The sequence below is a fragment of the Kumtagia ephedrae genome (assembly GCF_003012745.1).
GTDB classification, from domain to species: domain Bacteria; phylum Pseudomonadota; class Alphaproteobacteria; order Rhizobiales; family Rhizobiaceae; genus Kumtagia; species Kumtagia ephedrae.
Window position 1 is genome coordinate 102,594 of record NZ_PXYK01000012.1, and the last position, 24,656, is coordinate 127,249.

Below are 24,656 nucleotides of genomic sequence, written 5' to 3' on the forward strand. Positions count from 1 at the left end.
GCCGCCGTGGTGGAGGGGAACCACGGCGGCCTTACTGAAACATGCGGCAGCCCGGAGAGGGGGAAGGGGCTGCCGCACAGTCCGGGTAGGCGGGGGACGGGCCTTGACCGGACCCGGCATTAACTGCCGATGGATCGTATTTGGGGAGGCAAAAGTGGTGTTTCAAGGGCCGGCAATGTTACAAGTTCGTAATATAATCGTGATCGGCCGCCCTGCCCTTGAACGATCGCCGGCGGTGCCCTCCGCCGGCTCTGCCCTTGCCTTTTCGTCGTCAACCGTGGCGCAGGTCGTAGTGAAACACCTTCGCCATGATCTGCCAGCGGCCATCCAGCCTGACCAGCGTGAGCAGGTCGGTGAAGAATTTCGGCCCGATCGCGCAGTTGAGCCGCACGAAGGCGGTAACCGGCCCGGCCAGCTCGATCGACAGGATGCGGTCGGCGCGCGGCTCGTTCCGGCTTGCCGGCGACGGCCGCTTGTCGACGACGGGAAAATACTCGTCCATCGTCAGATGCAGCAGCTCGCCTTCGCTGGCGCAGGCGTAGATCGCCTTGGGGTGGAAGATCTTCGCCAGCCGCGTCGTGTCGCTATGGTAGAGCCCGTCGAAATAATCGGCCAGCGCCTCGGCGATCTCGGCATAGGCGCGCGAATGGGGTTCGCTCATGCTGCCACAAGCCGCTCGGCGGCGAGAGCGGCCTGCACGGTCGGACGGGCGCGAACCCGCTCGACGAAGGCGGCGAGTTTCGGCCATTTGCCGAGATCGACACCGGTGCGGGCGGACCAGTTCGCCACCACGAAGAGATAGGCGTCCGCCACCGAGAAGCTCTTGCCGAGCAGGTAGTCGCGGCCGTCGGCGAAGAACCTTTCAAGATAGTCTAGGCGGCTGCCGACATTGGCGCGCGCCGTCGCCTTGGCCTCGTCCGAGGCGGCCGGATTGAACAGCGGGCTGTACGCCTTGTGCAGCTCCGCCGAAACGAAGTTCAGATGCTCCTGCAGCCGCGTCCGGGCAAGCGTGCCCGGCTCGGGGGCGAGGTCGCGCGCCTTGCTGGCATCGGCGAGATGCTGGACGATCGCCGCGCCTTCCGTCAGCACCTCGCCGTCGGCCAGCCGCAGCGCCGGCACGTAGCCCTTCGGATTGATGGCGCGGAAGTCGGCGCCGGTCTCGGTGGTCTTCGTAAGGATGTCGACGCGCTCGAGCTCGAAATCGTGGCCGAGCTCGCGCAGCACGATGTGGCTGGTGAGCGAGCAGGCGCCGGGGGCGTAGTAGAGCTTCATGAACTGGTTCCCTTGCCAGGAGTTGGCGGCATGGCTGGTAGCAGAGGCAGTAACAAAACGGAACCACATAACTTGTGGTAAGCATGCTTTTCAGGTATCCCAGCGGTAACCGGAGCGCACCGTGCCCCTGAAGGTCCGCAAGAACAAGGCGCCGACGCCGCCGTCCGACTGCCCGCTGGCCGAATGCATGGCGCTGCTCGGCGGCGCCTGGACGCCGCACATCATCTGGTATCTCTCGGCCGGTCCGCGGCGCTTCGGCGAATTGCGGGCCGACATGCCGACGGTCTCGGCCAAGGTGCTGACCGCCCGGCTGCGCGACCTCGAGCGCAAGGGCGTCCTGTGGCGCAAGGTGATGCCGACGTCGCCGCCCTCGGTCGAATATGGGCTCACCGAGCTCGGCAACGAGATGATGCCGGCGATCTCGGCGATCGTGGAGATCAGTTGCAGGCTGAGGGACGGCCACGCCTCACATTGGCGGGGCAGGGACGGCCCGCGGGCGGCGGCCGACGCCGTCTGATCGGGCATGTCAGGAGGCGTTCGCAACGGCCGTTGGCCCATGGACAGGCATCGGCCGGCGGGCTACCCCTATCGCCCATGAAAAAAGGCGATCATCTCTTCCTCGTCGACGGCTCCGGTTACATCTTCCGCGCCTATCACGCGCTGCCGCCGCTCAACCGCAAGTCGGACGGACTGCCGACCAGCGCCGTGCTCGGCTTCTGCAACATGGTGTGGAAGCTGGTCCAGGATGCGCGCAACACCGATGTCGGTACGGCGCCGACGCATTTCGCCGTCATTTTCGACTATTCGGCAAAAACCTTCCGCAACGAGCTCTACGCCGAATACAAGGCCAACCGCTCCGCCCCGCCGGACGACCTCATCCCGCAGTTCGGGCTGATCCGCGAGGCGACGCGCGCCTTCGACCTGCCCTGCATCGAGATGGAAGGTTTCGAGGCGGACGACCTGATCGCCACCTATGCGCGGCTTGCCTGCGAAGTGGGCGGCGACACCACCATCGTCTCCTCCGACAAGGACCTGATGCAGCTCGTCGGGCCGACGGTGAAGATGTACGATCCGATGAAGGATCGCCGCATCGGCATTCCGGAAGTCATCGAAAAATGGGGCGTTCCGCCCGAAAAGATGATCGATTTGCAGGCGATGACCGGTGATTCCGTCGACAATGTGCCGGGAATTCCGGGCATCGGACCGAAAACCGCGGCACAATTGCTGGACATCTACGGCGATCTCGACACGCTGCTCGCCCGCGCCGGCGAGATCAAGCAGGAGAAGCGGCGGGAAAACATCATCGCCAACGCCGACAAGGCGCGCATCTCGCGCGAGCTGGTGCGGCTGAAGGACGATGTGCCGGTGACGGAGGGACTGGAGGCGTTCGGCCTGCAGCCGCCGCACGGGCCGAAGCTGATCGCCTTCCTCAAGGCGATGGAGTTCACCACGCTGACACGGCGCGTCGCCGAGGCGACGGGTACGGACGCCGCCGAGGTCGAGGCCGCCAGCGTCAAGGTCGATATGGCCGATCTGCACGGGCCGGATGTCGGCGCGGGCGCTCTCTCCTCCCTCGAGGGGGAGATGGCGGCGAAGCCGCCGGAAGGGCTTGCCTCGGAAGGCACCGCCGCAACGTCGAGCACTGCCGCAACAACCCCCTCCGGCGGCTTCGCCGCCACCTCCCCCTCGAGGGGGGAGGCGACTCCCGCTGCGCTGAGCGCCCTGCGCGCCCAGCAGGCCGCCTCGTCGAAGGTCGACCAGAAGGCCTATGCCTGCATCCGCGACCTCGCCACGCTGCAGCAATGGATCGCCGAGGCGCGCGCCGCCGGCGTGCTTGCCTTCCGCGTCGAGGCAACGTCGCTCGATCCGATGCGCGCCGAGCTGGTGGGCGTCTCGCTGGCGCTCGGCCCGAACCGCGCAGCCTATGTCCCGCTGGCGCACAAGTCCGGCGACGACCTGCTGGCCAGCGGCCCGATCTCGGACCAGATCCCCGTCCGGGAAGCGCTCGCCGCGCTCGCGCCGCTGCTCACCGATCCGTCGGTGATGAAGGTCGGGCACAACCTCAAATACGACTGGTTCGTGCTGCACCGCCACGGCATCGACATGGCGCCCTGCGACGACACCATGCTGCTCTCCTATGTGACAGACGGCGGCAGCGGCGGCGGCCACGACCTGGCGTCGCTGGCCGACAAATGGCTCGGCCTCGACGTCATTCCTTTCAAGGACCTGGTCGGCTCGGGCAAGAAGCTGGTCAGCTTCGACTTCGTCGCGATCGAGCGCGCCACCGTCTATTCGACCGAGGGCGTCGACATCGCGCTGAGGCTGTGGACCCTGCTGAAGCCGCGCCTCGTCGCCAAGGGGCTGGTGTCGGTCTACGAGCGGCTGGAGCGGCCGCTGGTGCCGGTGCTGGCGCGCATGGAGGAGCGCGGCATCCTGGTCGACCGGCAGATGCTGTCGCGGCTGTCGGGCGAGTTCGCGCAACGCGCCGCCGCGCTAGAGGAGGCCGTCTACCAGGCCGCCGGCGAGCGCTTCACCACCGGCTCGCCGAAACAGCTCGGCGACATCCTGTTCGGCAAGATGGGCATTCCCGGCGGCTCCAAGACAAAGTCCGGCCAGTGGTCGACCACGGCGCAGTTGCTGGAGGAGCTGGCGGCGGAAGGCTACGAGCTGCCGCGGCGCATCGTCGACTGGCGCCAGCTCACCAAGCTGAAGTCGACCTATACCGACGCCCTGCCGGAATACATTCACCCCGAGACGCGGCGGCTGCACACCTCCTACGCGCTTGCCTCCACGCCGACGGGCCGCATCTCGTCGTCGGAACCCAATCTCCAGAACATCCCGATCCGCACGGCCGAAGGCCGGCGCATCCGCACCGCCTTCATCGCCGACAAGGGCAACAAGCTGGTCTCCGCCGACTATTCGCAGATCGAGCTCAGGGTGCTCGCCCACATCGCCGACATCCCGCAGCTCCGCCAGGCTTTTGCAGACGGCGTCGACATCCATGCCATGACTGCTTCGGAAATGTTCGGCGTGCCGGTCGAGGGCATGCCGTCGGAAATACGCCGGCGCGCCAAGGCGATCAATTTCGGCATCATCTACGGCATCTCGGCCTTCGGCCTGGCCAACCAGCTGTCGATCGAACGCTCGGAGGCGGGCGACTACATCAAGAAGTATTTCGAGCGCTTTCCCGGGATCCGCGACTACATGGACAGCCGCAAGCAGATGGCGCGCGACAAGGGTTATGTCGAGACGATCTTCGGCCGGCGCATCCACTATCCCGAGATCCGCTCATCCAACCCCTCGGTGCGCTCCTTCAACGAGCGCGCCTCGATCAACGCGCCGATCCAGGGATCGGCCGCCGACATCATCCGCCGCGCCATGATCCGCATGGAGGATGCGCTGCGCCAGGCCGGCCTGTCGGCGCGCATGCTGCTGCAGGTGCATGACGAGCTGATCTTCGAGACGGCGATCGAGGAGGTCGAGGCGACTTTGCCGGTCGTGCAACAGGTGATGGAGAATTCGGCCATGCCGGCCGTCTCGCTCGCCGTGCCGCTGAGGGTCGATGCGCGGGCGGCCGACAACTGGGACGAGGCGCATTGAGTTCCTGCCAATCGCGCAGCCCATCGCCTACGGAACAGCCTATCATACCCGCCGTTGTTTGCCCTGTCCGTCAAGCCAGCTCGTTTGGTATCTGCCTGCCGGCATCTTCTCTTCGCAGCCGGTGGAATTCCTACCCCACGCCCACATAGCGGTTCACCATCGCCGGATCGGCGCGCACGGCTTGCACGTCCACCGTGGCGCGGACGCGGCCGTTCTCGACAAAGGTGACGCGGTCGGCGACCGGCAGGACGGCGTCGATGCGCTGCTCGACCAGCAGCGTGGAGACGCCGCGCTCGCGCAGCCGCGACACCGTCTCGCGGATTCTTGCGATCATCGACGGCATCAGGCCTTCGGTCGGCTCGTCGAGCAGCAGCACGTCCGGTTCCAGGCAGAGCGCTCGCGCCATCGCCAGCATCTGCTGCTCGCCGCCCGACAGCGTGCCGGAGCGCTGCTTCAGCCGCTCGCGCAGCAGCGGGAATAAGTCGAGCACCGCCTCGCGGGTGGCGCCCCCCCTGCCACGCGCCATCAGGCCGATCTCGAGGTTCTCGGCCACGGTCATCTCGGCGAACAGCCGGCGGCCCTGCGGCACATAGGCGATGCCGGCCTTCGGAACCTCATGCGCCGGCAGGCGCGTCAGCTCCGTGCCGTTCAGCGCGATGCTGCCGGCCCGTGCCGGCAGCAGCCCCATGATCGCCTTCAGCGTGGTCGTCTTGCCGGCGCCGTTGCGGCCGAGCAGGCAGTGCACCTCGCCGGCTTTCAGCTCCAGCGACAGGCCGTGCAGCACCTGCACGTCGCCGTGGAAGCAGTCGAGGTTTTTGATCTCCAGCGCGGCCGGCATCATGCCGCCTCCGTGCCGAGATAGGCGGCCTGCACCTGCGCATTCGCCCTGATCTCGTCCGGCGTGCCTTCCGCCAGCACCTTTCCTGCATCAAGCACGGTGATGCGGTCGGCGAGCGCCATCACCACCGGCATGTTGTGCTCGATCAAAAGCACCGTCGCGTCGCGCGCGATCTCGCGCACCAGCCCGACGAAGCTGTCGATCTCGCCATCGGAAAGCCCCTGCGTCGGCTCGTCGAGGATGAGCAGCCGCGGCTTCAGCGCCAGGCCCATCGCCACTTCGAGCAATCGCTGGTGGCCGTAGGACAGGGCGCCGGCCGGCGTGCCGGCGCGGGCGGCGAGCCCGGTGCGCGACAGGGCCGCCATGACGCCGTCGCGCAGCCGGCCCGATCCGCGGCCGTCGGCCAGCGTGCGCTGCACCGGCAGCGCGACATTGTCGAACGCCGTCAGGTTGGGGAAGACGCTGGTGATCTGGAAGGTGTAGGCGATGCCGGCCCGCACCCGCTCATGCGCCGGCATCGCCGTGATATCGCGGCCGTCGAAGACGATCGTCCCGGAGGTCGGGGCGATGCGGCCGCAGACCAGGCTGACGAAGGTGGTCTTGCCGGCGCCGTTCGGGCCGATGACGGCGCGAACCTCGCCGGGCGCAACCGAGAAATCGACATGGTCGACGGCGCGCAGCCCGCCGAAGGCCTTGCAGAGGTCGGTCGTGGTGAGCAGCGGCGTCACGGCAGCCATCTCACCCACCGTCCGCGTATCGTACCAAGGATGCCCCTAGGGAAGAACAGGACGAGCACCACCAGGGCCAGCCCGACGATGCCGAGATGGCTGACGTTCCAGCCGGGCAGCCAGGCCTTCAGCAGGTCGCCGGAGCCGTCGATCAGGTAATACATCAGCAGCGTGCCGAGCAGCGGCCCCAGCGTCGTCGCCGCGCCGCCGAGCAGCACCCACAGCAGCGGCAGGATGGAATACTGCACCGAGGCGAAGCTGGCGCCGACATAGCCGAACAGGATCGCATAGGCCGCGCCCGCCGCCGCGCAGATCGTGCCGGAGACCACGGTCGCCGCCAGCTTGCCGGCAAAGACGTCGAAGCCCAGCATGCGGGTGCGCTCCTCGTTCTCGCGGATCGCCACCAGCACCCGGCCGAAGGAGGAACGCACGATCGCCAGCGTCAAGGCGAGCACGACGGCGAACAGGATGAGTGCCGCCATGTAGCGGGTCGCCGGGCTGGTGAGGTCGAGATCGAAGCCGGCAAAGGAAAGCCGCCGCTCCGCCTGCTGAATCACCAGGCCCTCGTCGCCGCGCGTCCAGGATCCGAAATAGAAGGTGAGCAGGTAGACCACCTGCGAGAACATCATGGTGACGATCATGAACGCGACGCCGGTGGTCCGCAGCGCCAAAAATCCGATCGCCAGCGACAGCGCGAGGCCGGCGGCGAGGCCCGTGGCAAAGCCTGCCCCGGCGCCCCAGCCGAGATGCACCATGGGGAGCCCGGCACCGTAGAGGCCGGCGGCGAAGAACATGGCATGGCCGAGACTGAGCAGGCCGACATAACCGAACAGGAGGTTGTAGCCCATGGCGAAGACGGCGAGCACCATGACACGGGCAAGCACGCCGTGATGGTAGTCGGGCAGCACGAAATTGAGCGCGAACAGCGCCGCCACGACCAGCGCGTGCAGCAGCCAGGTTCGGATCGACGTCTCCTCCCGCGTCATCGCGCCGCCGTTCCGAACAGGCCCTGCGGGCGGAAGACCAGCACCATGGCGACAAGCAGCGTGGCGATGATCTTGGCGAGCGTCGGCGAGAAGAAGACGGAGATGATGCCGTCGGCGAGCCCGATCAGCACCGCCGCAAGCACCGTGCCGCGCAGCGAGCCCAGCCCGCCGATGATGACGACGATGAAGGAGAGCAGCAGCGGGTCGCGGCCCATCAGGTAATGCGCCTGGCTGATCGGCACGATCAGCACGGCGGCGATCGCCGCGAGCATGGCGCCCAGCGCGAACACGCCGGCATAGACCGTCTCCACCGGTATGCCGAAGGCGCGCGCCGTCTCGCCGTCGTACTGAGTGGCGCGCATGACCAGGCCGATGCGGGTCCTGGTCAGCACGAACCAGGTGGCCAGCAGCAGCGCGGCGGAGGCGGCGATCACCGAGAGCTTGTAGCCGGAATAGCCGAACCAGGGCAGCTGGACGCGCACATTGAAGGGCGGCGGCACCGGCCGGGCGTCGGCGCCGTAGAAGGTGAGCGCCAACTGCTGGATGATGTAGAGGATGCCGATGGTGGCGACGATGGTGGATTCGGGATTGTAGGCGAGTTTTCGCAGCACCAGCCGCTCGCACACCAGCGCCATCGCGCCGACGATCAGCGGGCTGACGACCAGCGCCGCCAGGAAGCCGAGCGCGGGGTGGCCCGTGACCAGCGAGGCGATCCACCAGGCGACTACCGCGCCGAGCATGTAGAACTCGCCATGTGCGACATTGACCACGCGCATGACGCCGAAGACCAGCGACAGCCCGAGTGCGGTCAGCGCCAGAACGGCGCTGGTCACGAGGCCTTCGAGCGTGGCCAGCAGGAGGTGAGGTCCGAAGCCCATTCAGTTGTCCTCGCCGAGGACGGGCGGCCATTGGCGGGCGGTGTGGAGGATGGCGTGAACATAGATCGCGTCATCCTGGATTTCGTAGACAAGACGGTAACTCGGATGGGGAATCAGTTCGCGTGTTCCCGGCAACTCACCCGGCCGGCCCATATGAGGGAATTTGGCCGCTCTTTCGGCCGCATTCTCGAAAAGAAGGTCCATTTTCGCAGCGGCGATCGGATTGTCGGCTTCGATGAAATCGAAGATTTCGTTGCGGTCCTGTTCAGCATCTTCGGACCAGCGAACCTTCACGCATCACCCTCATTTGCGTTTCGCAGGATTTCTTGGCGACGCCGCCGGAAATCCGCTTCCACCTCTTCTCCCGAACGCCATTTGCCAGCGGCGATAGAGGCGCGCGAGCGCTCCACCTTGCGCCGCAGGAACTCCACATACTCCCGATCCTGCTGCACATAGTCGCGCATGAACTCGCGCACCAGCTGCGAAGCCGGACGGTCGTCCCGCTTGGCGGCCGCCATGAACGCATCGCGCAGCTCGGACTCGAGCTTCATCGTGAAGACGGCTTCCTTGGCCATGATCGACTCCTATCGAGATACTGACGCCGTATATACCACGTCAGTATCTCTCGGCCAAATGCATCGACAGGCCCCGCCCTTACAGCGGCTGCGTCGTGTAATCCCCTTCCGGCTCGTAGAGGCCGTCCTCGATCGAGGTGCGGTGCACGACCTTGAGCTTGCCGCCTTCCACCCTGGAGATGTTCTGGTGCCCGAAGCACTGGTGGATCTTGCCGTTGAAGGTCTTGTCGCCCTGCGGGTGCTCGGGGCCCTCGGCGAAAGCGGTCAGCGCCTCGGTCGCCTCGACCAGCTTGGCGCGGTCCTCCGGCCCCTTGTAGCCGGAATCCTCCATCGCCTTCTTGATGACGTAGAGCGTCTCCCAGCAGCCGAACATGTGGGCGGCCGTCGACACGTCCTTGGGGTCGCCCACCGCCGCGCCATTCTCGTCGATGCCGACGGCGGCGCGGTAGGCTTTCTGCGCCTCCGAATCATTCTCCTGCGCATAGCGCGGCGAGCCTTCCCAGAAATGGCTGCCGTCCAGGAATTCCAGGCCGGGGCTGTTGATGTCGACCGCCTCGAGGCTGTCGATGAAGCCGAAGAGCTGCGGGCCGCTGGAGCCGTAAAACTCGCCGAGCTCTTTCACGAAGGTCAGCACCGCCGGGCCGACCATGACGTGGTAGAGCACCTCGGTGTCGGCCGGGATCTGCGGGAAATACTTGGTGAAGGAGCTTTCCGTCGGCGGGATGGCGATCTGCGCCAGCACCTCCGCGCCCTGCGCCTTCAGCGCGGGCGGCAGATAGTCGCGATGGTCGTAGCCGAAGGCGAAGTCCGGAAAAATCTGCGTGACCTTCTTGCCGACATTGCCGGCGATCCACGGGGCCATTGCCTGGATTTGGCTTTTCACGTCGGTGATGCCGGGCTGGAAGACGTAGCGGTTGAGCTTCGTCGAGGCGACGTGGTGGCCTTCGCTGACGACGAAATAGGGCAGCTTCGCCTCGCCCGCGGCCGGAGCCGAGCCGATGACGACGTGGCTGAACAGCGTGCCGTAGGCGACATCGACCTTGTGCTGGGTGGCGAACTTGCCCACCACCTCGGCGCCGCGGCCGGGGTCGGTGCCGTCGTCCTCGATGATCACCTCGACCGGCCGGCCGTTGATGCCGCCGGCGTCGTTGATCAGCTTTACGGCGGCCGCCGTCGTCTTCTCGTACCAGCGGCCGTAGGCGGCGCCGATGCCGGTGCGATGCGACTGGAAGCCGATCTTGATCGGGGCGGAACTCTGCGCCTGCGCATAGCGGACGAAGCCGGGCGCGGCGGCGAGGCCGGCGGAAGCGGCGATGCCCTTGAGGGCCGTGCGGCGGCTGAGACGCGTTCCGGCGATGCCGGAGGCCTTGATCCTGATCATGGTGGTTCCCCTGGTCGTGGGGTCCGCTCCGACCGTCACCCGCGACGCCCGGCGCCCCAACTCATTCGCATACAAACTAAACACCAATCCCGAGGTGCCGCAAGGGCAGGCGCTCATCCCGCCGTCGGCGTCGACAGCAGCCACAGGCCGAAGACGGTGTAGCCGATCATCAGCAGCGTCAGCGGCACTTGCGACAGCCCCGCCCTGCCCGAGCCGCCGGACAGCCGCCAGGCCAGCCCGTGCGCCAGCGCCACCGCCAGCACATGGCCGCCGATGATGGCGAAGGCCTGCAGGTTCCAAACGAGCCGCGCCTGCTCGTAGCCCATGACCACGCCGGCCGAGACCGGCCAGTAGGCCGTGCCGAACAGGTTCCAGCCCAGCCCGAACGGGTCGGACAGCGCCACCAGCGCATACTGGCCGTTGACCAGCAGCGCCGTCAGGTAGTGCGAAAAATGATAGGCGAGCGCGATCGGCACGATCGACCAGACGAGCAGCCCGGCCGCTTCCGCGCTTCGGCCCTTTCCGTCGAGCCACCGGCCGATGGCCACGCAGATCAGGAACAGCGCCGACAGGGCCGCGAACGTCATCAGCAGCCCGGCGCCGTTGATGCCTTGCATGGCCGAGCGGCCGGGGAATTCCAGCGGGTTGATGCCGTTGGCGCCGAGCCACAGGAAGGTTTTCGACAATCCGTCGAAGGAGACGGAGGCCAGCACCGCCAGCAGCAGCAGCGTGCCGGAGAGCGGCAACGGGCTTTCCCTCCACAGCTTCGCGGCGGGCAGGCAGATGTTCAGCCTGCGGCCGTTGGGGATGCGCGGTGCGTCGAGGATGCCGAGCCGCGACACAAGGCGGAAGAAGACGGAGAGGAACTCGCCCTGCCGGCTCCACGCGTCATGGCCGAAGACGAGCATGGCGGAGAAGGTGAGCAGCCAGTAGCCGCCGGCCGCGATCGCCAGCCGAAAGGGATCGTCCGGCGCCACGTCGATCAGTTCGAACCAGGCGAAGCCGCCGAACAGCATGAGCGCCGGCCAGTAGCCAAGCCTTTCGGGATAGGCGCGCGGCGCCGGCAGCACGGCCCGCGCCAGTCGCACCGGCGCGTACCACGGATCAAGCCAGTGCCAGAGATTGCCGAAAAAACCCTGGACGAGCGTGAGGCCGACCCACAGCAGCGTCCACACGACCAGCGGCAGCGGATTGGACAGCGGATCGCGGCTGCCGAAGGTGCCGGCGGCGATCAGCGCCGCGAGGACGAGAAAGCTCGCGAGGCCGGTCCAGGAACGCAGCCCCTCTGGGATCGAAACCAGCGGCAGCCGCCACGCCGCCAGCTTCTCCAGCGGCCGCCGCGGCACGGCCAGCAGCGCCACAAAACTCGCCGCCACGGCTATGGCGCCGCTGACCAGATAGTAGCCCGTCGGCAGCAGCAGCACGTAGCCGCGCTCCGAGGCGTGGGCGAAGGCGGGGACGGGGGTGAGAAGAAGTGCAAGAAGGGAAAGGCTGAGCCGGATCGCCGGAAATGGCGTGGTCCAAACGAGCGTGAGGCTCTTCGCGCGCCCCTCTGTCCTGCCGCCGATCTTCCCCCTGGAGGGGGAGATGTCCGGCAGGACGGAGCGAGGGTGCGACGCGCAGTGCATGGCCCCGCCTCTAGCTCATCGCCTGATAAACAGTCATGACTTTTCTTCGAGGCTTGCCGGCAGACGGCAGGGCATATCGTAAGCTGTCGCTTACAGATTGATCCGCAGCATGTGGTTGTCCCACACATGTTGCGTATCGGAACTGGCATCGCCTCGCGGCGGTACGATGTCGCCCTTGCCGGTGCTGGCCAGGAAGCCGGCGCCGTCCGGCGCGATGCCGCACACCTCGATCAGATCGCGCGTGGCTACCACGGTCCCGGCCTTCGCATCGAGGACGACCAGCGCGTTGCCCTGCGGCGACGACACGGCGACCATGCCGGCGGCCGGATTGGCGGCGACCGACCCGACATAGTTCCGCAGGCCGAGCAGCACCTTTTCGGGCAGTTCGACCAGATCGAAGCGCTCGCCCATGCGTGCCCTGCCGACCAGCGCCGGCCGTTCGCTCATCGGCCCTTCGTGCTGGCAACCGAACCACAGCGTACCGCCTCCGTCGAAGGCCATGTGGCGGATCGACAGCTGATGCAGCTTCGGGTCGAGCGCATGCTTTTCGACGAGCGCGCCGGTCTCGCGGTCGACGAAGGCGAGCGATGGCTGCATGGTCGCGATGTTGAGCTTTGCGCGGCCGAAATCCGGATGCGTCTCGATGCCGCCATTGGCGATCGCCAGCGTCCTGCCGTCCGGGCAAAGCAGCAGCTCGTGCGGGCCGACGCCATGGGTCGGGAACTCGCCGACGCGGCGGAAGGCGTCGGTGGCGTCGTAGACGCCGACCATGCCGGCGGCGTTGTCGAAGTCGTTCTCGGTGGCGTAGAGCAATTTTCCGTCCGGCGAGAACACGCCGTGGCCATAGAAATGCCGGCCCTCGGGGCTGGCGATGGTGGCGGGCCTGTCGCGACCCTTGGGATCGAAGACCACCGCGAAGGTGCCCGGCTGGCGGGCGAACACCACCGAACGCCCCGATACCGGGTCGAAGGTGACGTCGTGGCCGCGTTCCGGCAGGTTGAGCGCATGCAGCAGCCTGCCGTCCTCGGTCAGCACGCCGACGCCGTAGCGGCCGTCGCGGCTTTGGTAAGCGGTGGCGAACACGGCGTCGGTGGACGTCGCGGCGGCGCCCGGCGCCGGTGCCAGCCCGGCAAGGAATGAAGCGCCGGCTGCTTTCAGGAAGTGGCGGCGATCGAGAAGCGGCGTGCGCGTACCGCTCCTTGTCCAGCTTGGGTTCCTCTCCGGGGAGAGGTGGCCCCGAGGGCCGGAGAGGGGATGCTTCTCCTTCGACGAAGCCATTGCTCAATCCCCGTCCAGCGACGAGAAGCCGGCGGACAGGCCGAGCGCGCCGGCCATGTTGACACCGAACAGCTCCGAGAGGTGCGAGGTGATCAGCCGGAACGCCGGCAGGCTGCCGCGCTCGGGAGCGGCCAGGACATCGGCGACCGGGCCCTTGGCCGCCTCGAGCATCCGCGCGGCCGTCCGGAATTCGAAGCCGATCGACTGGGCGATCCAGGCGGAGTCGGGCGGCAGCAGTTCCGCGAGTTCGGAAGCATCGAACAGCTTCTGCAGGCCGCGCATGTTGGCCTGGAGCGACAGGGCCGTCGCGCCGGAGCGCCAGAAGATGGCCTGCCGCGGCTTGTCGTCTTCGGAGACCTGGCCGAGAAAGCCATTGAGGCGGACGTCGCGCGTCATTTCCAGCCCGTGGACGAAGACGTCGAACAGCTCCGTCATCGCCTCGTCGTCCGTGCGGTAGAGCGTATTGCCGGCGCCGGGGTTGGCCCAGAGCCGGGCGATGCCGTCCGGCGCCCGCCAGGCATCGTCAATCGACGCCGCCATGCCCTCGATGTTGCGCGCCACCGCCAGCCCGTAGGCGCAGCGATAGGGATCGCCCGGCTGCTCCAGCGCCTCCGAGCCGCTGCCGAACAGCACGAATTCCAGCGCCCCCAGCCCCTGCATGGCGACGCTCTTTCCCTTCAGCGTCGCCGGATCGGCTGCGGTGGGGTCTTTGTCGGCGAGCGCGGCCTGAACCTGCTTCAGGCCGATGCTCTTGCGGTCGGGCCAGAACAGGATCTTGTCGAGCCGGTTTTCTTCCGTCACCGGGCCAAAGCGGATCGTCTCGACCTCGCCCCACGCGCCCACCAGGGTTTTGAAGCCGTTTCGCGCAGTTGCCAGCCTGCCCGGCGCCGGATCGGCGCACAACGCCTGCATGTCGCGGGCCTGCTTCGCCGCGGCTGCGTCGAGGGCGGCGTAGGCCGGCCGCACGAAACCGTCGATCGCCTTTTCGATCGTGGCGTTGGCGGCGAGGGCGGGGGAGGCGCCACCCAGAACAAGGACGAAAGCTGAAAAGGATCCTCGAAGAACGCTGCCGTTTCTCTTTTCTGCGCCGCCGGAGCGCTTCGCCAGCGGTACGGCTTGGATCCTAGGGTCTGCGCGCTTCGCTCCGCTCGCGCTCCGCCCTAGGATGACGAATTGTGAAGCCGCCTTCGACAGTCTCCGACACAGGCGATTGGCCGCAAACCCTGATGGCTTCGTCATCCTAGGGCGGAGCAGGAGCGAAGCGAACTGCGCAGACCCTAGGATCCATGCCGTAACAGTGGCAAAATGCTCCGGCGGTGTAGAAGAGGACTGTAGTCCGTCAACCGCTCCTTTGTTCGCTTGAGACATCACAGCGACTCCAAGAATTCCAGCAGCGCCTCGCGGTCCTGCGCGGCAAGCGCGGCGAAGGCGTCGCGCGCCTTTCCGCCCTCGCCGCCGTGCCAGAGGATCGCCTCCGTCAGGTTGCGCGCACGCCCGTCATGCAGGAAGAAGGTGTGGCCGGAGACCCGCTCGGTCAGCCCGATGCCCCAGAGCGGCGGCGTGCGCCACTCGCTTCCGCCGGCGTCGCCCACCTGCTGCCCGTCGGCGAGGCTGTCACCCATGTCGTGCAGCAGGAAGTCGGAGTAGGGCCAGATCAATTGGAAGGAGAAGGCCTTGTCCGGGGCGTCGCGGCGCGTCACGAATTTCGGCGTGTGGCAGGAGGCGCAGCCGAGGTCGTAGAACACCTTCTTGCCCGCCAGCACGTCCGGTTTACCGATGTCGCGGCGCGCCGGCACGGCAAGGTTCTGCGAATAGAAGGTGACGAGGTCCATCACCGGCGGCGGCGCCTCGACCGGGCCGAGCCGCTCCTGCACGCCGATCGGCATGGCCCGGCACGCGGCTTGCGCCTCGGTGCAGTCGCCCCAGTGCTTCGGCACCTCCGGCGTCGAGATGCCGATGTCGCCGGCAAAGGCGTCGGCCGACTGCTGGCGGATCGACGGCGTCTGCGCCTTCCAGCCGAAGCGGCCGAGCACCAGTTCGCCGCTGAGTTCGTCGCGCACGATGTTGGGCCTTCCCGAAATCCCGTCGCCGTCGCGGTCGTCGGGATCGGCATTGGCGAGGATGTCGGCCGGGTGGATCTGCTCGACCAGACCGAGGCCGATCATCGGCGGGGTGACGCGCGGCGACAGCGTGGTGCCGGCGTGCAGCGGGCCTTGGGCAAGGTCGGTCACGCCGTAGGTCGGCTTGCGCAGCGACACGATCGTGCCGTCGGACAGCGTCGCCGGCATCTCCGCATAGGAGATCGCCATCCTGCCTTCGCCCCTGAGCCCCGGCACGGCAAGGTCCTGCAGCTGGCCGCCATAGACGGGGTCGGGGAAATTGAGCAGCTTGCGTCCGGCGAGCGCCTGCCTCTCCTCCTCGGTCTCCGCGGCGCGCGCCAGGCGGAAGAACATCGAGGTGGCGTCGGCGGCGCCCTCCGGCGGATGGCCGCGCCCGTCCTTCAGGTGGCAGCTCTGGCAGGCGCGGGCATTGAACAGCGGTCCCAGCCCGTCGGAGGCCTGGGTGGAGGACGGCGAGGACACCCAGACCTTGCGGAACAGCCCGTTGCCGAGCTTGAAGTCGCCCTCCTGCGCGAAGGTGATGTTGGCCGAGGATTGGGAAAAAGCGTCCTGGTTGGGTCGCTTCCTCGTCGTGGCCGCCCCGCCGGGCAGCAGTTCGAAGGATTCCGGCTTGGAGAAGTCCGTTGCCGGGGCAGTGACCGCCTTCACGCGCGCAAGGTCTTTTGCCGGGATGTCGTCGCGGGTGGTGGGGAGATCGCCGGGGACATCGCCGGCAACGGCTGAGGGAGAGGAAACTATGGAGAACAGGACGGCGGCAAGAAGAAATGCCGGGGACAGTTTACTTTCTTTCCGCGGAAAGGCCGCGGCGCTGCAAAGCTGGCGCGGGCGGAAAAAAGTAAACTGTCCCCCGGGTGCGTCCTTCGCGGGCGAGCCTCGAAGGACATACCGAAACCGCTCGAATGCGCTGCGGCGCTTGGAAAACCCTAGGCGCCGCATATTCGCATGCTCAGTGGGCGTCGTTCGCCGGTTCGGCGTTGAGAAGGCCGTATTTCTCCTCGCCGATCGAGGCGAGCAGGTCGAGCTGCGTCTCGAGGAAGTCGATATGGCCTTCCTCGTCCTTCAGCAGTTCCTCGAACAGCTCCATGGTGACGTAGTCGCCGAGGTCGTGGCTGATTTCGCGGGACTTCTTGTAGGAGGTGCGGGCGTCGTACTCCCCGGCAAGATCCGCCTCCAGCACTTCCTTGACGTTCTGGCCGATCCTGAGCGGCGCTACCGTCTGCAGGTTCGGATGCCCTTCGAGGAAGATGATGCGGGCGATGATCTTGTCTGCGTGATGCATTTCCTCGATCGATTCCGCCCGCTCCTTCTTGGCGAGCTTCTGGTATCCCCAGTCCTCGAGGAGCCGGTAGTGGAGCCAGTACTGATTGACGGCGCCGAGCTCCAGAAAGAGAGCCTCGTTAAGCCGCTCGATGACCTGTTGTTCGCCCTTCATGGCGCCTGCTCCCGTATTCAGACCGCAGTCCTCTGACGCGGTCTAGGTGTGAAACGACGTCCACCCCGTTCGCCTCCGAGCGGAGATGGTAGGCCTCGGTTACCCGAATGATCGTTTCCACCACATTTGGGAAGCAGCCGCAACAGCGCCCTCGCTTGCGGAGGCTGTGATAAACCTTCGCCGGCACGATGAGCGTCCACGGATCCTGCTCGAGCAGTTCAAGGATTGCTTCTTCGATCTCCCTTTCGGTGATGAGGTTGCAGTGGCAAATCAGCATGTCGAACTCTGGTCTGGCTGGCGGCGCGGCAGCCCGCGCCGTTTGGCTGTGTGGCGTCGGCCGCGGGCGTTACTGGAACACCTTGTCCGGCGCGTCGAGACTGTCGGAACCCTCGAAAGCGATGGAGTCGAGCTTGAGCGCCGCGACGGCGCGCTCGATCGATTTGGTCTGGTCGACCAGCGCGTCGATCGCCGCCTGCACGGTGGCGTTGCCCTCCGCGTTGCCTTCGCCGATCTGCTGGTCATAGGCCTCGCCGCCCTCGGCGCGCGCCTCGATCGCCTCCATCTTCCCGACCGTGGTGTCCAGCTTGCCGACCAGCTCGGCGTCGACGGCCGGATCGGCCTCCTTCACCAGCGCCGAGATCGACGGGCCTTCCACCTTGCTTCCGTCGACGCGGGTGTAGCTGCCGGTATAGACGTTGCGGACGCCGACCGCGTCGTAGAGATGCGAGATATGGGTGTTGTCGGAGAAGCAGTCGTGCTCCTCCTCCGGATCGTGCAGCAAAAGGCCGAGCTTCATGCGCTCGCCGGCAAGCTCGCCATAGGACAGCGAGCCCATGCCGGTGAGGATGGTGGCGATGCCGGCCTTGGGATCGCCGTCGGTCAGCGCCTTGCGCGCCGCGCCGTCGGCCTTCCAGTTGTCGACCATCTCCTGCAGATCGCTGACCAGGAGATCGCTGGCGGCGGCCAGATACTGGCCGCGCCGGTCGCAATTGCCGCCGGTGCAGTTGGCGGTGTCGTAATCGGTGAAGGGACGGTTGCCGGCGCCCGGCCCGGTGCCGTTCAGGTCCTGGCCCCACAGCAGGAACTCGATCGCATGATAACCGGTGGCGACGTTGGCCTCGATGTCGCCGGCCTCCTGCAGCGTGCCGGACAGGAACTCCGGCGTGATGGCGGTGGCGTCGACCTTCTCGCCGTTGATCTCGATTTCCTTGCTGGCGATGACATTCGCCGTATAGAGCGTGTTCTCGTCGGACTCGGTGCCGTAGCTCTTGTCGACGTAGTCGATCAGCCCCTCGTCGAGAGGCCAGGCGTTCACCCGGCCTTCCCAGTCGTCGACGATGGCGTTGCCGAAGCGGTAGGCCTCGGTCTGCTGATAGGGGATGCGCGCCGCCTTCCATGCGTCCTTGGCGGCGGCAAGCGTCTCGGCGGACGGCTTGGCGATCAGCGCGTCGACCGCGGCATCCAGTGCCTTGGCGGTGGTCAGCGCATCCTCGTAGCCGGCAAGCGCGATGTCGGCATAGGTCGAGAGCACCGCCTTCGGATCGGTGTCGGCCTTGGCCGGCAGGACGAAGATCGCCGCCGTCAGCGCCACCGTCGCCGCCAGCGCGGCAAGCCGGGTGGAATGCCGGGTCGTGGGGAATGCGCGCATCGTGCCGATCTCCTCAGCGGAAGCAGGGAATGAAGGCGGAAGCGGGCCGCGGACCCGCGAGCGTGGAGGGTTCGGCGAGCCCGGAAAGGCAGACGCAGGCCTGCGCCGGTGCCGTGGCACCGGTCACCTCGCAGTGGCGCAAGGCTCGGGAAACAAACACGAAACCCTCCAATCGCATGGGGTCAAGGCCCAAACATCAAAGGCATGCACTTGTCGCGCATGCTGTCCCCTTACTGCCCGTCATCTGTCCGAGTCAATCCCGTCCTTAGAAAAGCGACAATAAATCAATATGTTAGAACTATTCTAAACTGATCACCTTTTTCGTAGAGGGGACAGGTACTTGCACAGGTGTGCTGATTCGAGGCGGCCCGGCGGGATTGACAGCCGGCTGGCCAAAGTGCGACGCCCCGCCGCAGCCCGATGTCGGCGCCGGACATTTGCCGCTCCGGCGCGGTCCTTAGAATTCGCGGGGAATGGTGAGAACATGAGCGACGGGGTCGTCATCGTTGGCGCGGGGCATGCGGGCGTGCAGGCGGCCGCCAGCCTGCGCGAGGAAGGCTTTGCCGGACCGGTGACGCTGGTCGGCGACGAGAACGAGCTGCCCTATCACAAGCCGCCGCTGTCGAAGGCCTTCCTCAAGGAGGCCGAAGCGAAGCCGCAGGTGCTGCGCGCCGAGGCTTTTTATACGGGCGCCGGCATCGCGCTGCGCTTCGGCGAGCGGGTCGTGGGGATCGACCGGGCGGCGCGCAGGCTGGAGCTTGCCGGTGGCGGCCGTCTCGGTTTCGACCGGCTGATCCTGGCCACGGGATCGCGGCCGCGCAGCCTGCCGCTCGCCGGCGGCGATCTTGCCGGCATCTTTTCGCTGCGCACCGTCGCCGACGCCCGCGCCATCCGCGAGCATGCGGCAGGCGCCGCCGACGTCGTCGTGCTGGGCGGCGGCTTCATCGGCCTGGAGATCGCCGCGACGCTCGCCGCCGGCGGGCGGCGGGTGACGGTGGTCGAGGCGCAGGCCCGCCTGCTCGGCCGCGCGGTGGCGCCGTTCATTTCCGCTCATGTCGCCGGCCGGCTCGCTGCCGGCGGTGTGCGGCTGCTGATGCAGACCACGGTCGAGCGGCTGGAGGGGTCGGCCGGTCGCGTCGCCGCGGTGGTGACCTCGGCCGGCGAGCGCGTCGCCGCCGAGATGGTGCTGGTCGGCGTCGGCGCCGTGCCGGTCACCGAACTCGCCGAGAGCGCCGGCCTTGCGACCGGCAACGGAATCCGCGTCGATGCGCAGATGCGCAGCTCGGTCCCGGAGATTCTGGCGATCGGCGACGCCGTCAACTATCGCCACTGGCAGTCCGGCACCGACGTGAGGCTGGAATCGGTGCAGAATGCCACGGATCAGGCGCGGCTGGCGGCGCGCACCATCACCGGCCGCGAGGAGCCGTACATGGCGGTGCCGTGGTTCTGGTCCGACATCGGCGACATGAAGCTGCAGATGGTCGGCCTGCCCGGCGCAGGCGACCGCACCGTGGTTGCCGGCGACGCGGCGGAGAACCGCTTTTCCGTCTTCCACTATCAGGGGCCAGTGCTGACGGCGATCGAATCGGTCAACCGGCCGGCCGACCATATGCTCGGTCGGAAAATGCTGGCGGCAGGCTTCTCGCCGACACCGGAGCAGGCGGCCGGCGGCGAGCTCAAGGAGATTATTGCCCGCTGGCAGCAGACGGCAGCGGGGGCGGCAGCGGAGTAGCGAAGGCCTTCCCTCCCCCTCGAGGGGAGGGTGGCCGCGAAGCGGCCGGGTGGGGTCATCGCGGCCGTCCGCGGCGCAAAAACGAGCGTCAGCGATTCCCTCACAATTACCCGGATTGACAGCAATCGTCCCTTTCGGTTTCCTGCGAATCGGCCAGTGCAGCCCGCCGCTCGCTCCCGCCTGGGATGGTGAATGCACGACGATCCGGTTCCGACCCCATGCAAGGGCGAGCCCGTCAGCAATGCGAGCACTGACTTTGCGGTTCGCCCGGCAGAGGATCGGATCATGCGTACCTTCCGTGACGCAAAGACTATGGCCAAGGCGCTCCGCCAGGGCCTGAACGAACGCGGCATCGCCCTCACCCACAGCGACTGCCTGGAACTGGTCGCCCGCCAGTTCGGCTTCCAGGACTGGAACATCCTGGCGGCACGGATTTCCGACGGCGGCACGCCGCAGGTGGCGCTGCGCCTGCCCGAAGGCTGGATCGCCGGCGGCTCCAAGCCGGAGCACTACGAGATGGGGGTCGATTCCGGCATGCCGGGATCGCCGGCGCTCATCCGCTGCAAGTACGAGGCGGACGATCCGGCCTATCTGTCCGCCGAGAAAGGCTTCGGCACGCTGATGCAGAGCGTCGCCGCCGCAGGCTATCTCGGCAAGCGGCTTCGCCTGAATGCCGAACTGAGGACCGAGGAGGTCTCGGGAGCGGGGACGATCTGGATGCGCATCGACCGCGCGCCCGGCCAGACGGCCCGCTTCGACAATATGGAGAGCCGGTCGGACCAGGGCGTTCTCGCCGGAACCACCGGCTGGACACCGCGTCAGATCGTGCTCGACGTTCCCGACGATGCCGAAAGCATCCATTTCGGTTTCTATCTGCGCGGCACCGGCCGAACCTGGCTCCGCAACGTCACGCTGGTCGAGGTCGGCGAGGACGTCGCCGCGACCGGGGGCGGCGGCGCCTATCTTGCCGGCCCCACCAACCTCGACTTCTCGCGGCTTTCGCCCGGGAGCCGGTAGGCCGGTGCTTGTCCCCTTTTTATGGGGAAAAACACCCGGATAGAGGACGGCGCCTGCGTTCGAACGCCGGCGCCGTTACCATCCGCTGCCAGCAGCAACGACTGGCCCAATGGCCTTGACCGGCGGATCGGCCTATAAGGCCGCTCCCGAAGGATCGACCCGCCATGCTCGCCATCACCGGTCGTCGCCGACAGGCGACGCTTGCCTTCATCTTCGTCACCGCGGTGCTCGACATCGTCGCCATGGGCATCGTCATCCCGGTGCTGCCGCCGCTGATCGAGGAGTTCGCCGGATCGAACGCCCAGGCGGGCTGGATCAACGGTGTGTTCGTGGCGCTGTGGGCCGGCGTGCAGTTCGTCTGCTCGCCGATCGTCGGCTCGATCTCCGACCGCTACGGCCGCCGGCCGGTCATCCTGCTGTCGGCTGCCGGGCTTTCCGCCGATTACGTGCTGATGGCGCTGGCGCCCGACCTGTGGTGGCTGGCGGTCGGCCGCATCGTCGCCGGCCTGACCTCGTCGAGCTTCACCACGGTGTTCGCCTACATGGCCGACATCACGCCGCCCGAGGGCCGGGCGCGCGCCTACGGGCTGATCGGCGCGGCCTTCAGCGGCGGCTTCGTGCTCGGCCCTGTGCTGGGCGGCTTCCTCGGCGAGATCTCGCCGCGCGCACCGTTCTGGTTCGCCGCCGCCATGTCGGGCATAGCCTTCCTCTACGGCCTGTTCGTCCTGCCGGAATCGCTCGCCCCGGAAAAGCGCATGGCTTTCTCGTGGAAGCGGGCGAATCCTTTCGGCGCGCTGCAACTCCTGCGCTCGCATACCGAGCTGTTCGGGCTCGCGTCAGTCAACTTCCTGCTGCACTTCTCGCACCACGTCTTCTCCGCAGTCTTCGTGCTCTACGCCGGCGATCGCTACGGCTGGGGTCCGTGGCAGGTCGGGCTGGTGCTGGCCTTCGTCGGCGCGCTCGACATGGCCGTGCAGGGCCTGCTGGTCGGCCCGTTGGTCAAGCGCCTGGGCGACCGCAAGGTGATGGTCATGGGCCTGGTCGGCGGCGGCATCGGCCTTGCCTGCATGGGACTGGCGCCCACCGGCTGGCTGTTCGCCGCCGCCATGGTGCCGAACGCCTTCTGGGGCCTCGCCATGCCGACCCTGCAGTCGCTGATGACGCGGCTGGTCTCGGAGTCGGAGCAGGGCCAGTTGCAGGGCGCCACCATGAGCCTTGGCTCGATCGCCGGCGTCGCCTCGCCGCTGTTCTTCGGCGCCGTCTATGCGGCGACGGTGCAGCCCGTCTCCTTCGAGCCCATGCCCGGCCTGTCGTTCCTCATCGCCGCCGCCGTCCTGCTGCTCGGCGGGGCGCTCGGCTGGCGGGTGGCGCGCCGTGCCATCGCCGCAGAGGCGCGCGCCGCGGCCTGACCCGCCGGCTTCAACCCGGCCGTCGAACGGGATAGAAGCGTCCCGGAACAGCATGAGGAGACCATCATGGCCGCGCACCCCCCCGTCTGCGATTTCGGCTGGAAGGCCGTCGACACCGAGCTTCCCGGCACCGACGGCAAGCGGCACCGGCTGTTCGACCTTGCCGGGCCGAACGGTCTCGTCGTCGCCTTCATCTGCAACCATTGCCCCTATGTGCGGGCGGTCATCGACCGCATCGTCCGCGACGCGGCCGGTCTCAGGCAGCACGGCATCGGCTTCGTCGCGGTGAATTCCAACGATTCGGACGCCTATCCGCAGGATTCCTTCGACAACATGGCGCGTTTCGCCGAGGCGCACCGTTTCGGCTTTCCCTATCTGCACGACACCGACCAGTCGCTGGCGCGCGCCTACGATGCGGCCTGCACGCCGGATTTCTTCGGTTTCAATCGCGATCTCGAATTGCAGTATCGCGGCCGCCTCGATGCGTCGCGCCGCGAGGTCGGACCGCCGGACCTGCGCCGCGATCTCTACGAGGCGATGGTCGAGGTCGCCCGCACGGGCAACGGCCCGCGCGACCAGATCGCCTCCATCGGCTGCTCGATCAAATGGAAGAATGCGGCGTGACCTTGCCGGGGGACGACGAAGCCCCAGTTTTTTGATACGGTTTCAAATCTTTGCGACTGCGGATGGAAACGCCGCTCTGATACGTATACGCGAATAGTGGAGGAGGATGCCGCAACATGGGCGGCTTGAAGACGGTCGGAAGCGCCGCTTTGCGGCATTTCGACGCCCGGCCGCCTGGATTGTTGAAATAGAGGCAGGGCCGCGCGATACCGGTCGCGCCCACGTACCGAGGGACGATCCCCAGGGAGCCTGGACTGATGGATTTCGAGACTTTCTTCGCGGACAAGCTGGACGGCCTGCACAAGGAAGGCCGCTACCGCATTTTCGCCGACCTGGAGCGACGTGCCGGCCTGTTCCCGCGGGCGCTGCGCTATTCCGGCGACGACGCCCGCGAAGTCACCGTCTGGTGCTCCAACGACTATCTCGGCATGGGCCAGCACCCGGCCGTCATCGCCGCCATGCACGAGGCGCTGGACAAGTGCGGCGCCGGCGCCGGCGGCACGCGCAACATCTCCGGCACCAACCACTACCACGTACTGCTGGAGCGCGAGCTGGCCGACCTGCACGGCAAGGAAGCGGCGCTGCTGTTCACGTCGGGCTATGTTTCCAACTGGACGACGCTGTCGACGCTCGGCGCCAACGTCCCCGGCTGCGTCATCTTCTCGGACGAGGGCAACCATGCCTCGATGATCGAGGGCATCCGCCATTCCAAGGCCGAAAAGCGCATCTTCAAGCACAACGATCCGGCCGATCTCGACCGCATCCTGTCCGAATACGGCGCCGACGTGCCGAAGATCGTCGCCTTCGAGAGCGTCTATTCGATGGACGGCGACATCGCGCCGATCCGCGAGATCGTCGAGGTGGCCGAGAAGCACGGCGCCATGACCTATCTCGACGAGGTGCATGCGGTCGGCATGTACGGCCCGCGCGGCGGCGGCGTCGCCGAGCGCGACGGCCTGATGGACCGCATCACCGTCATCGAGGGCACGCTGGGCAAGGCTTTCGGCGTGGTCGGCGGCTACATTACGGCGTCCGCGAAGCTGATCGACTTCGTCCGCTCCTTCGGCTCGGGCTTCATCTTCACCACGGCACTGCCGCCGCATGTGGCGGCCGGCGCGCTGACCTCGATCCGGCACCTCAAGACCAGCCAGATCGAGCGCGTCCGCCACCAGGACCGGGTGAGGAAGGTGCGCGCCGGCCTCGACCGCATCGGCATCCCCTACATGCAGAACCCCAGCCACATCGTGCCGGTGAAGGTGGGCGACGCCGCCAAGTGCAAGTGGATCAGCGACATCCTGCTCGACCGCTACGGCATCTACGTGCAGCCGATCAACTACCCGACGGTGGCGCGCAAGACGGAGCGGCTGCGCATCACGCCGTCGCCGCTGCACACCGACGCCGACATCGAGCACCTCGTGCACTCGCTGTCGGACCTGTGGTCGCAATGCGCCCTGGCGCGGCAGGTGGCGTAAAGCCGCCCGATCGTCGCCCGGGCGCCCTCTCGTTTTCT

At 67.2% G+C, this 24,656-nt stretch carries 23 protein-coding genes; 7 read left to right on the plus strand and 16 right to left on the minus strand.

Annotation, left to right across the window (positions count from 1 at the left end):
• Window positions 1-271: 271 nt before the first annotated feature.
• Both C7I84_RS13945 and gstA read right to left on the minus strand, forming a co-directional pair.
• The gene (locus C7I84_RS13945; protein ID WP_106772805.1) at window positions 272-661 is read right to left on the minus strand and encodes a nuclear transport factor 2 family protein; all 390 of its coding nucleotides are present in this window, start codon (window positions 659-661) and stop codon (window positions 272-274) included.
• Entirely contained in the window at window positions 658-1,272 is a 615-nt protein-coding gene (gene gstA, locus C7I84_RS13950; protein ID WP_106772806.1) for a glutathione transferase GstA, read from the minus strand. Before gstA ends, C7I84_RS13945 begins: the two co-directional genes overlap by 4 nt.
• Window positions 1,273-1,393: 121 nt before the next feature.
• On the opposite strand from gstA, the gene C7I84_RS13955 reads away from it, so the two are divergent.
• Both C7I84_RS13955 and polA read left to right on the plus strand, forming a co-directional pair.
• Window positions 1,394-1,789: a winged helix-turn-helix transcriptional regulator gene (locus C7I84_RS13955; RefSeq protein WP_106772807.1), complete on the plus strand. Its 396-nt coding sequence runs from the start codon at window positions 1,394-1,396 to the stop codon at window positions 1,787-1,789.
• A 77-nt stretch (window positions 1,790-1,866) separates the two neighbouring features.
• The gene (gene polA, locus C7I84_RS13960; RefSeq protein WP_106772808.1) at window positions 1,867-4,872 is read left to right on the plus strand and encodes a DNA polymerase I; all 3,006 of its coding nucleotides are present in this window, start codon (window positions 1,867-1,869) and stop codon (window positions 4,870-4,872) included.
• A 130-nt stretch (window positions 4,873-5,002) separates the two neighbouring features.
• On the opposite strand, the gene C7I84_RS13965 is transcribed toward polA, so the two are convergent.
• The 14 genes from C7I84_RS13965 to C7I84_RS14030 all read right to left on the minus strand — a co-directional run bounded on the left by C7I84_RS13965 (window position 5,003) and on the right by C7I84_RS14030 (window position 18,364).
• On the minus strand, window positions 5,003-5,710 hold the full coding sequence (locus C7I84_RS13965) for an ABC transporter ATP-binding protein (protein WP_165816076.1): 708 nt from the start codon (window positions 5,708-5,710) through the stop codon (window positions 5,003-5,005).
• Window positions 5,710-6,438 (minus strand): ABC transporter ATP-binding protein, encoded by a 729-nt coding sequence (locus C7I84_RS13970; RefSeq protein ID WP_106772884.1) that lies wholly within the window; start codon window positions 6,436-6,438, stop codon window positions 5,710-5,712. Before C7I84_RS13970 ends, C7I84_RS13965 begins: the two co-directional genes overlap by 1 nt.
• Window positions 6,435-7,424, minus strand: a complete 990-nt coding sequence (locus C7I84_RS13975; RefSeq protein WP_106772810.1) for a branched-chain amino acid ABC transporter permease — start codon at window positions 7,422-7,424, stop codon at window positions 6,435-6,437. The genes C7I84_RS13970 and C7I84_RS13975 overlap by 4 nt, the downstream gene beginning before the upstream one ends.
• Complete coding sequence (locus C7I84_RS13980) at window positions 7,421-8,302, minus strand: branched-chain amino acid ABC transporter permease (RefSeq protein WP_106772811.1); 882 nt, start codon at window positions 8,300-8,302, stop codon at window positions 7,421-7,423. The genes C7I84_RS13975 and C7I84_RS13980 overlap by 4 nt, the downstream gene beginning before the upstream one ends.
• A complete protein-coding gene (locus C7I84_RS13985) occupies window positions 8,303-8,596 on the minus strand; it encodes a type II toxin-antitoxin system RelE/ParE family toxin (RefSeq protein ID WP_106772812.1) in 294 nt (97 codons plus the stop codon). It lies immediately after the preceding gene.
• A complete protein-coding gene (locus tag C7I84_RS13990) occupies window positions 8,593-8,877 on the minus strand; it encodes an antitoxin of toxin-antitoxin stability system (RefSeq protein ID WP_106772813.1) in 285 nt (94 codons plus the stop codon). Before C7I84_RS13990 ends, C7I84_RS13985 begins: the two co-directional genes overlap by 4 nt.
• Before the next feature lie 79 nt (window positions 8,878-8,956).
• Window positions 8,957-10,258, minus strand: coding sequence for an ABC transporter substrate-binding protein (locus C7I84_RS13995; protein ID WP_106772814.1), 1,302 nt, complete (start codon window positions 10,256-10,258; stop codon window positions 8,957-8,959).
• A 113-nt stretch (window positions 10,259-10,371) separates the two neighbouring features.
• Window positions 10,372-11,886 (minus strand): hypothetical protein, encoded by a 1,515-nt coding sequence (locus tag C7I84_RS14000; RefSeq protein WP_245428436.1) that lies wholly within the window; start codon window positions 11,884-11,886, stop codon window positions 10,372-10,374.
• Window positions 11,887-11,976: 90 nt separating this feature from the next.
• The gene (locus C7I84_RS14005; protein WP_106772815.1) at window positions 11,977-13,164 is read right to left on the minus strand and encodes a DUF1513 domain-containing protein; all 1,188 of its coding nucleotides are present in this window, start codon (window positions 13,162-13,164) and stop codon (window positions 11,977-11,979) included.
• A 3-nt stretch (window positions 13,165-13,167) separates the two neighbouring features.
• On the minus strand, window positions 13,168-14,130 hold the full coding sequence (locus C7I84_RS14010; protein WP_245428437.1) for an imelysin family protein: 963 nt from the start codon (window positions 14,128-14,130) through the stop codon (window positions 13,168-13,170).
• A gap of 401 nt (window positions 14,131-14,531) precedes the next feature.
• On the minus strand, window positions 14,532-16,061 hold the full coding sequence (locus C7I84_RS14015; protein WP_106772886.1) for a di-heme oxidoreductase family protein: 1,530 nt from the start codon (window positions 16,059-16,061) through the stop codon (window positions 14,532-14,534).
• A 169-nt stretch (window positions 16,062-16,230) separates the two neighbouring features.
• Window positions 16,231-16,716 (minus strand): bacterioferritin, encoded by a 486-nt coding sequence (bfr, locus tag C7I84_RS14020; protein WP_106772817.1) that lies wholly within the window; start codon window positions 16,714-16,716, stop codon window positions 16,231-16,233.
• Window positions 16,682-16,993: a bacterioferritin-associated ferredoxin gene (locus tag C7I84_RS14025; protein ID WP_106772818.1), complete on the minus strand. Its 312-nt coding sequence runs from the start codon at window positions 16,991-16,993 to the stop codon at window positions 16,682-16,684. Before C7I84_RS14025 ends, bfr begins: the two co-directional genes overlap by 35 nt.
• Before the next feature lie 69 nt (window positions 16,994-17,062).
• On the minus strand, window positions 17,063-18,364 hold the full coding sequence (locus C7I84_RS14030; RefSeq protein ID WP_106772819.1) for an imelysin family protein: 1,302 nt from the start codon (window positions 18,362-18,364) through the stop codon (window positions 17,063-17,065).
• A gap of 484 nt (window positions 18,365-18,848) precedes the next feature.
• Here C7I84_RS14030 and C7I84_RS14035 point away from each other — a divergent pair, with 484 nt between their 5' ends.
• The 5 genes from C7I84_RS14035 (at window position 18,849) to hemA (ending at window position 24,618) form a co-directional block, all read left to right on the plus strand.
• Window positions 18,849-20,096, plus strand: a complete 1,248-nt coding sequence (locus tag C7I84_RS14035) for an NAD(P)/FAD-dependent oxidoreductase (RefSeq protein ID WP_106772820.1) — start codon at window positions 18,849-18,851, stop codon at window positions 20,094-20,096.
• 285 nt (window positions 20,097-20,381) lie between these two features.
• The gene (locus C7I84_RS14040; RefSeq protein WP_133170097.1) at window positions 20,382-21,113 is read left to right on the plus strand and encodes a glyoxalase superfamily protein; all 732 of its coding nucleotides are present in this window, start codon (window positions 20,382-20,384) and stop codon (window positions 21,111-21,113) included.
• Between the two features lie 164 nt (window positions 21,114-21,277).
• The gene (locus C7I84_RS14045; protein WP_106772822.1) at window positions 21,278-22,522 is read left to right on the plus strand and encodes a TCR/Tet family MFS transporter; all 1,245 of its coding nucleotides are present in this window, start codon (window positions 21,278-21,280) and stop codon (window positions 22,520-22,522) included.
• 66 nt (window positions 22,523-22,588) lie between these two features.
• Window positions 22,589-23,146, plus strand: coding sequence for a thioredoxin family protein (locus tag C7I84_RS14050; protein ID WP_106772823.1), 558 nt, complete (start codon window positions 22,589-22,591; stop codon window positions 23,144-23,146).
• Window positions 23,147-23,403: 257 nt separating this feature from the next.
• Window positions 23,404-24,618 (plus strand): 5-aminolevulinate synthase, encoded by a 1,215-nt coding sequence (gene hemA, locus C7I84_RS14055; RefSeq protein ID WP_106772824.1) that lies wholly within the window; start codon window positions 23,404-23,406, stop codon window positions 24,616-24,618.
• The last annotated feature ends 38 nt before the right edge of the window (window positions 24,619-24,656 follow it).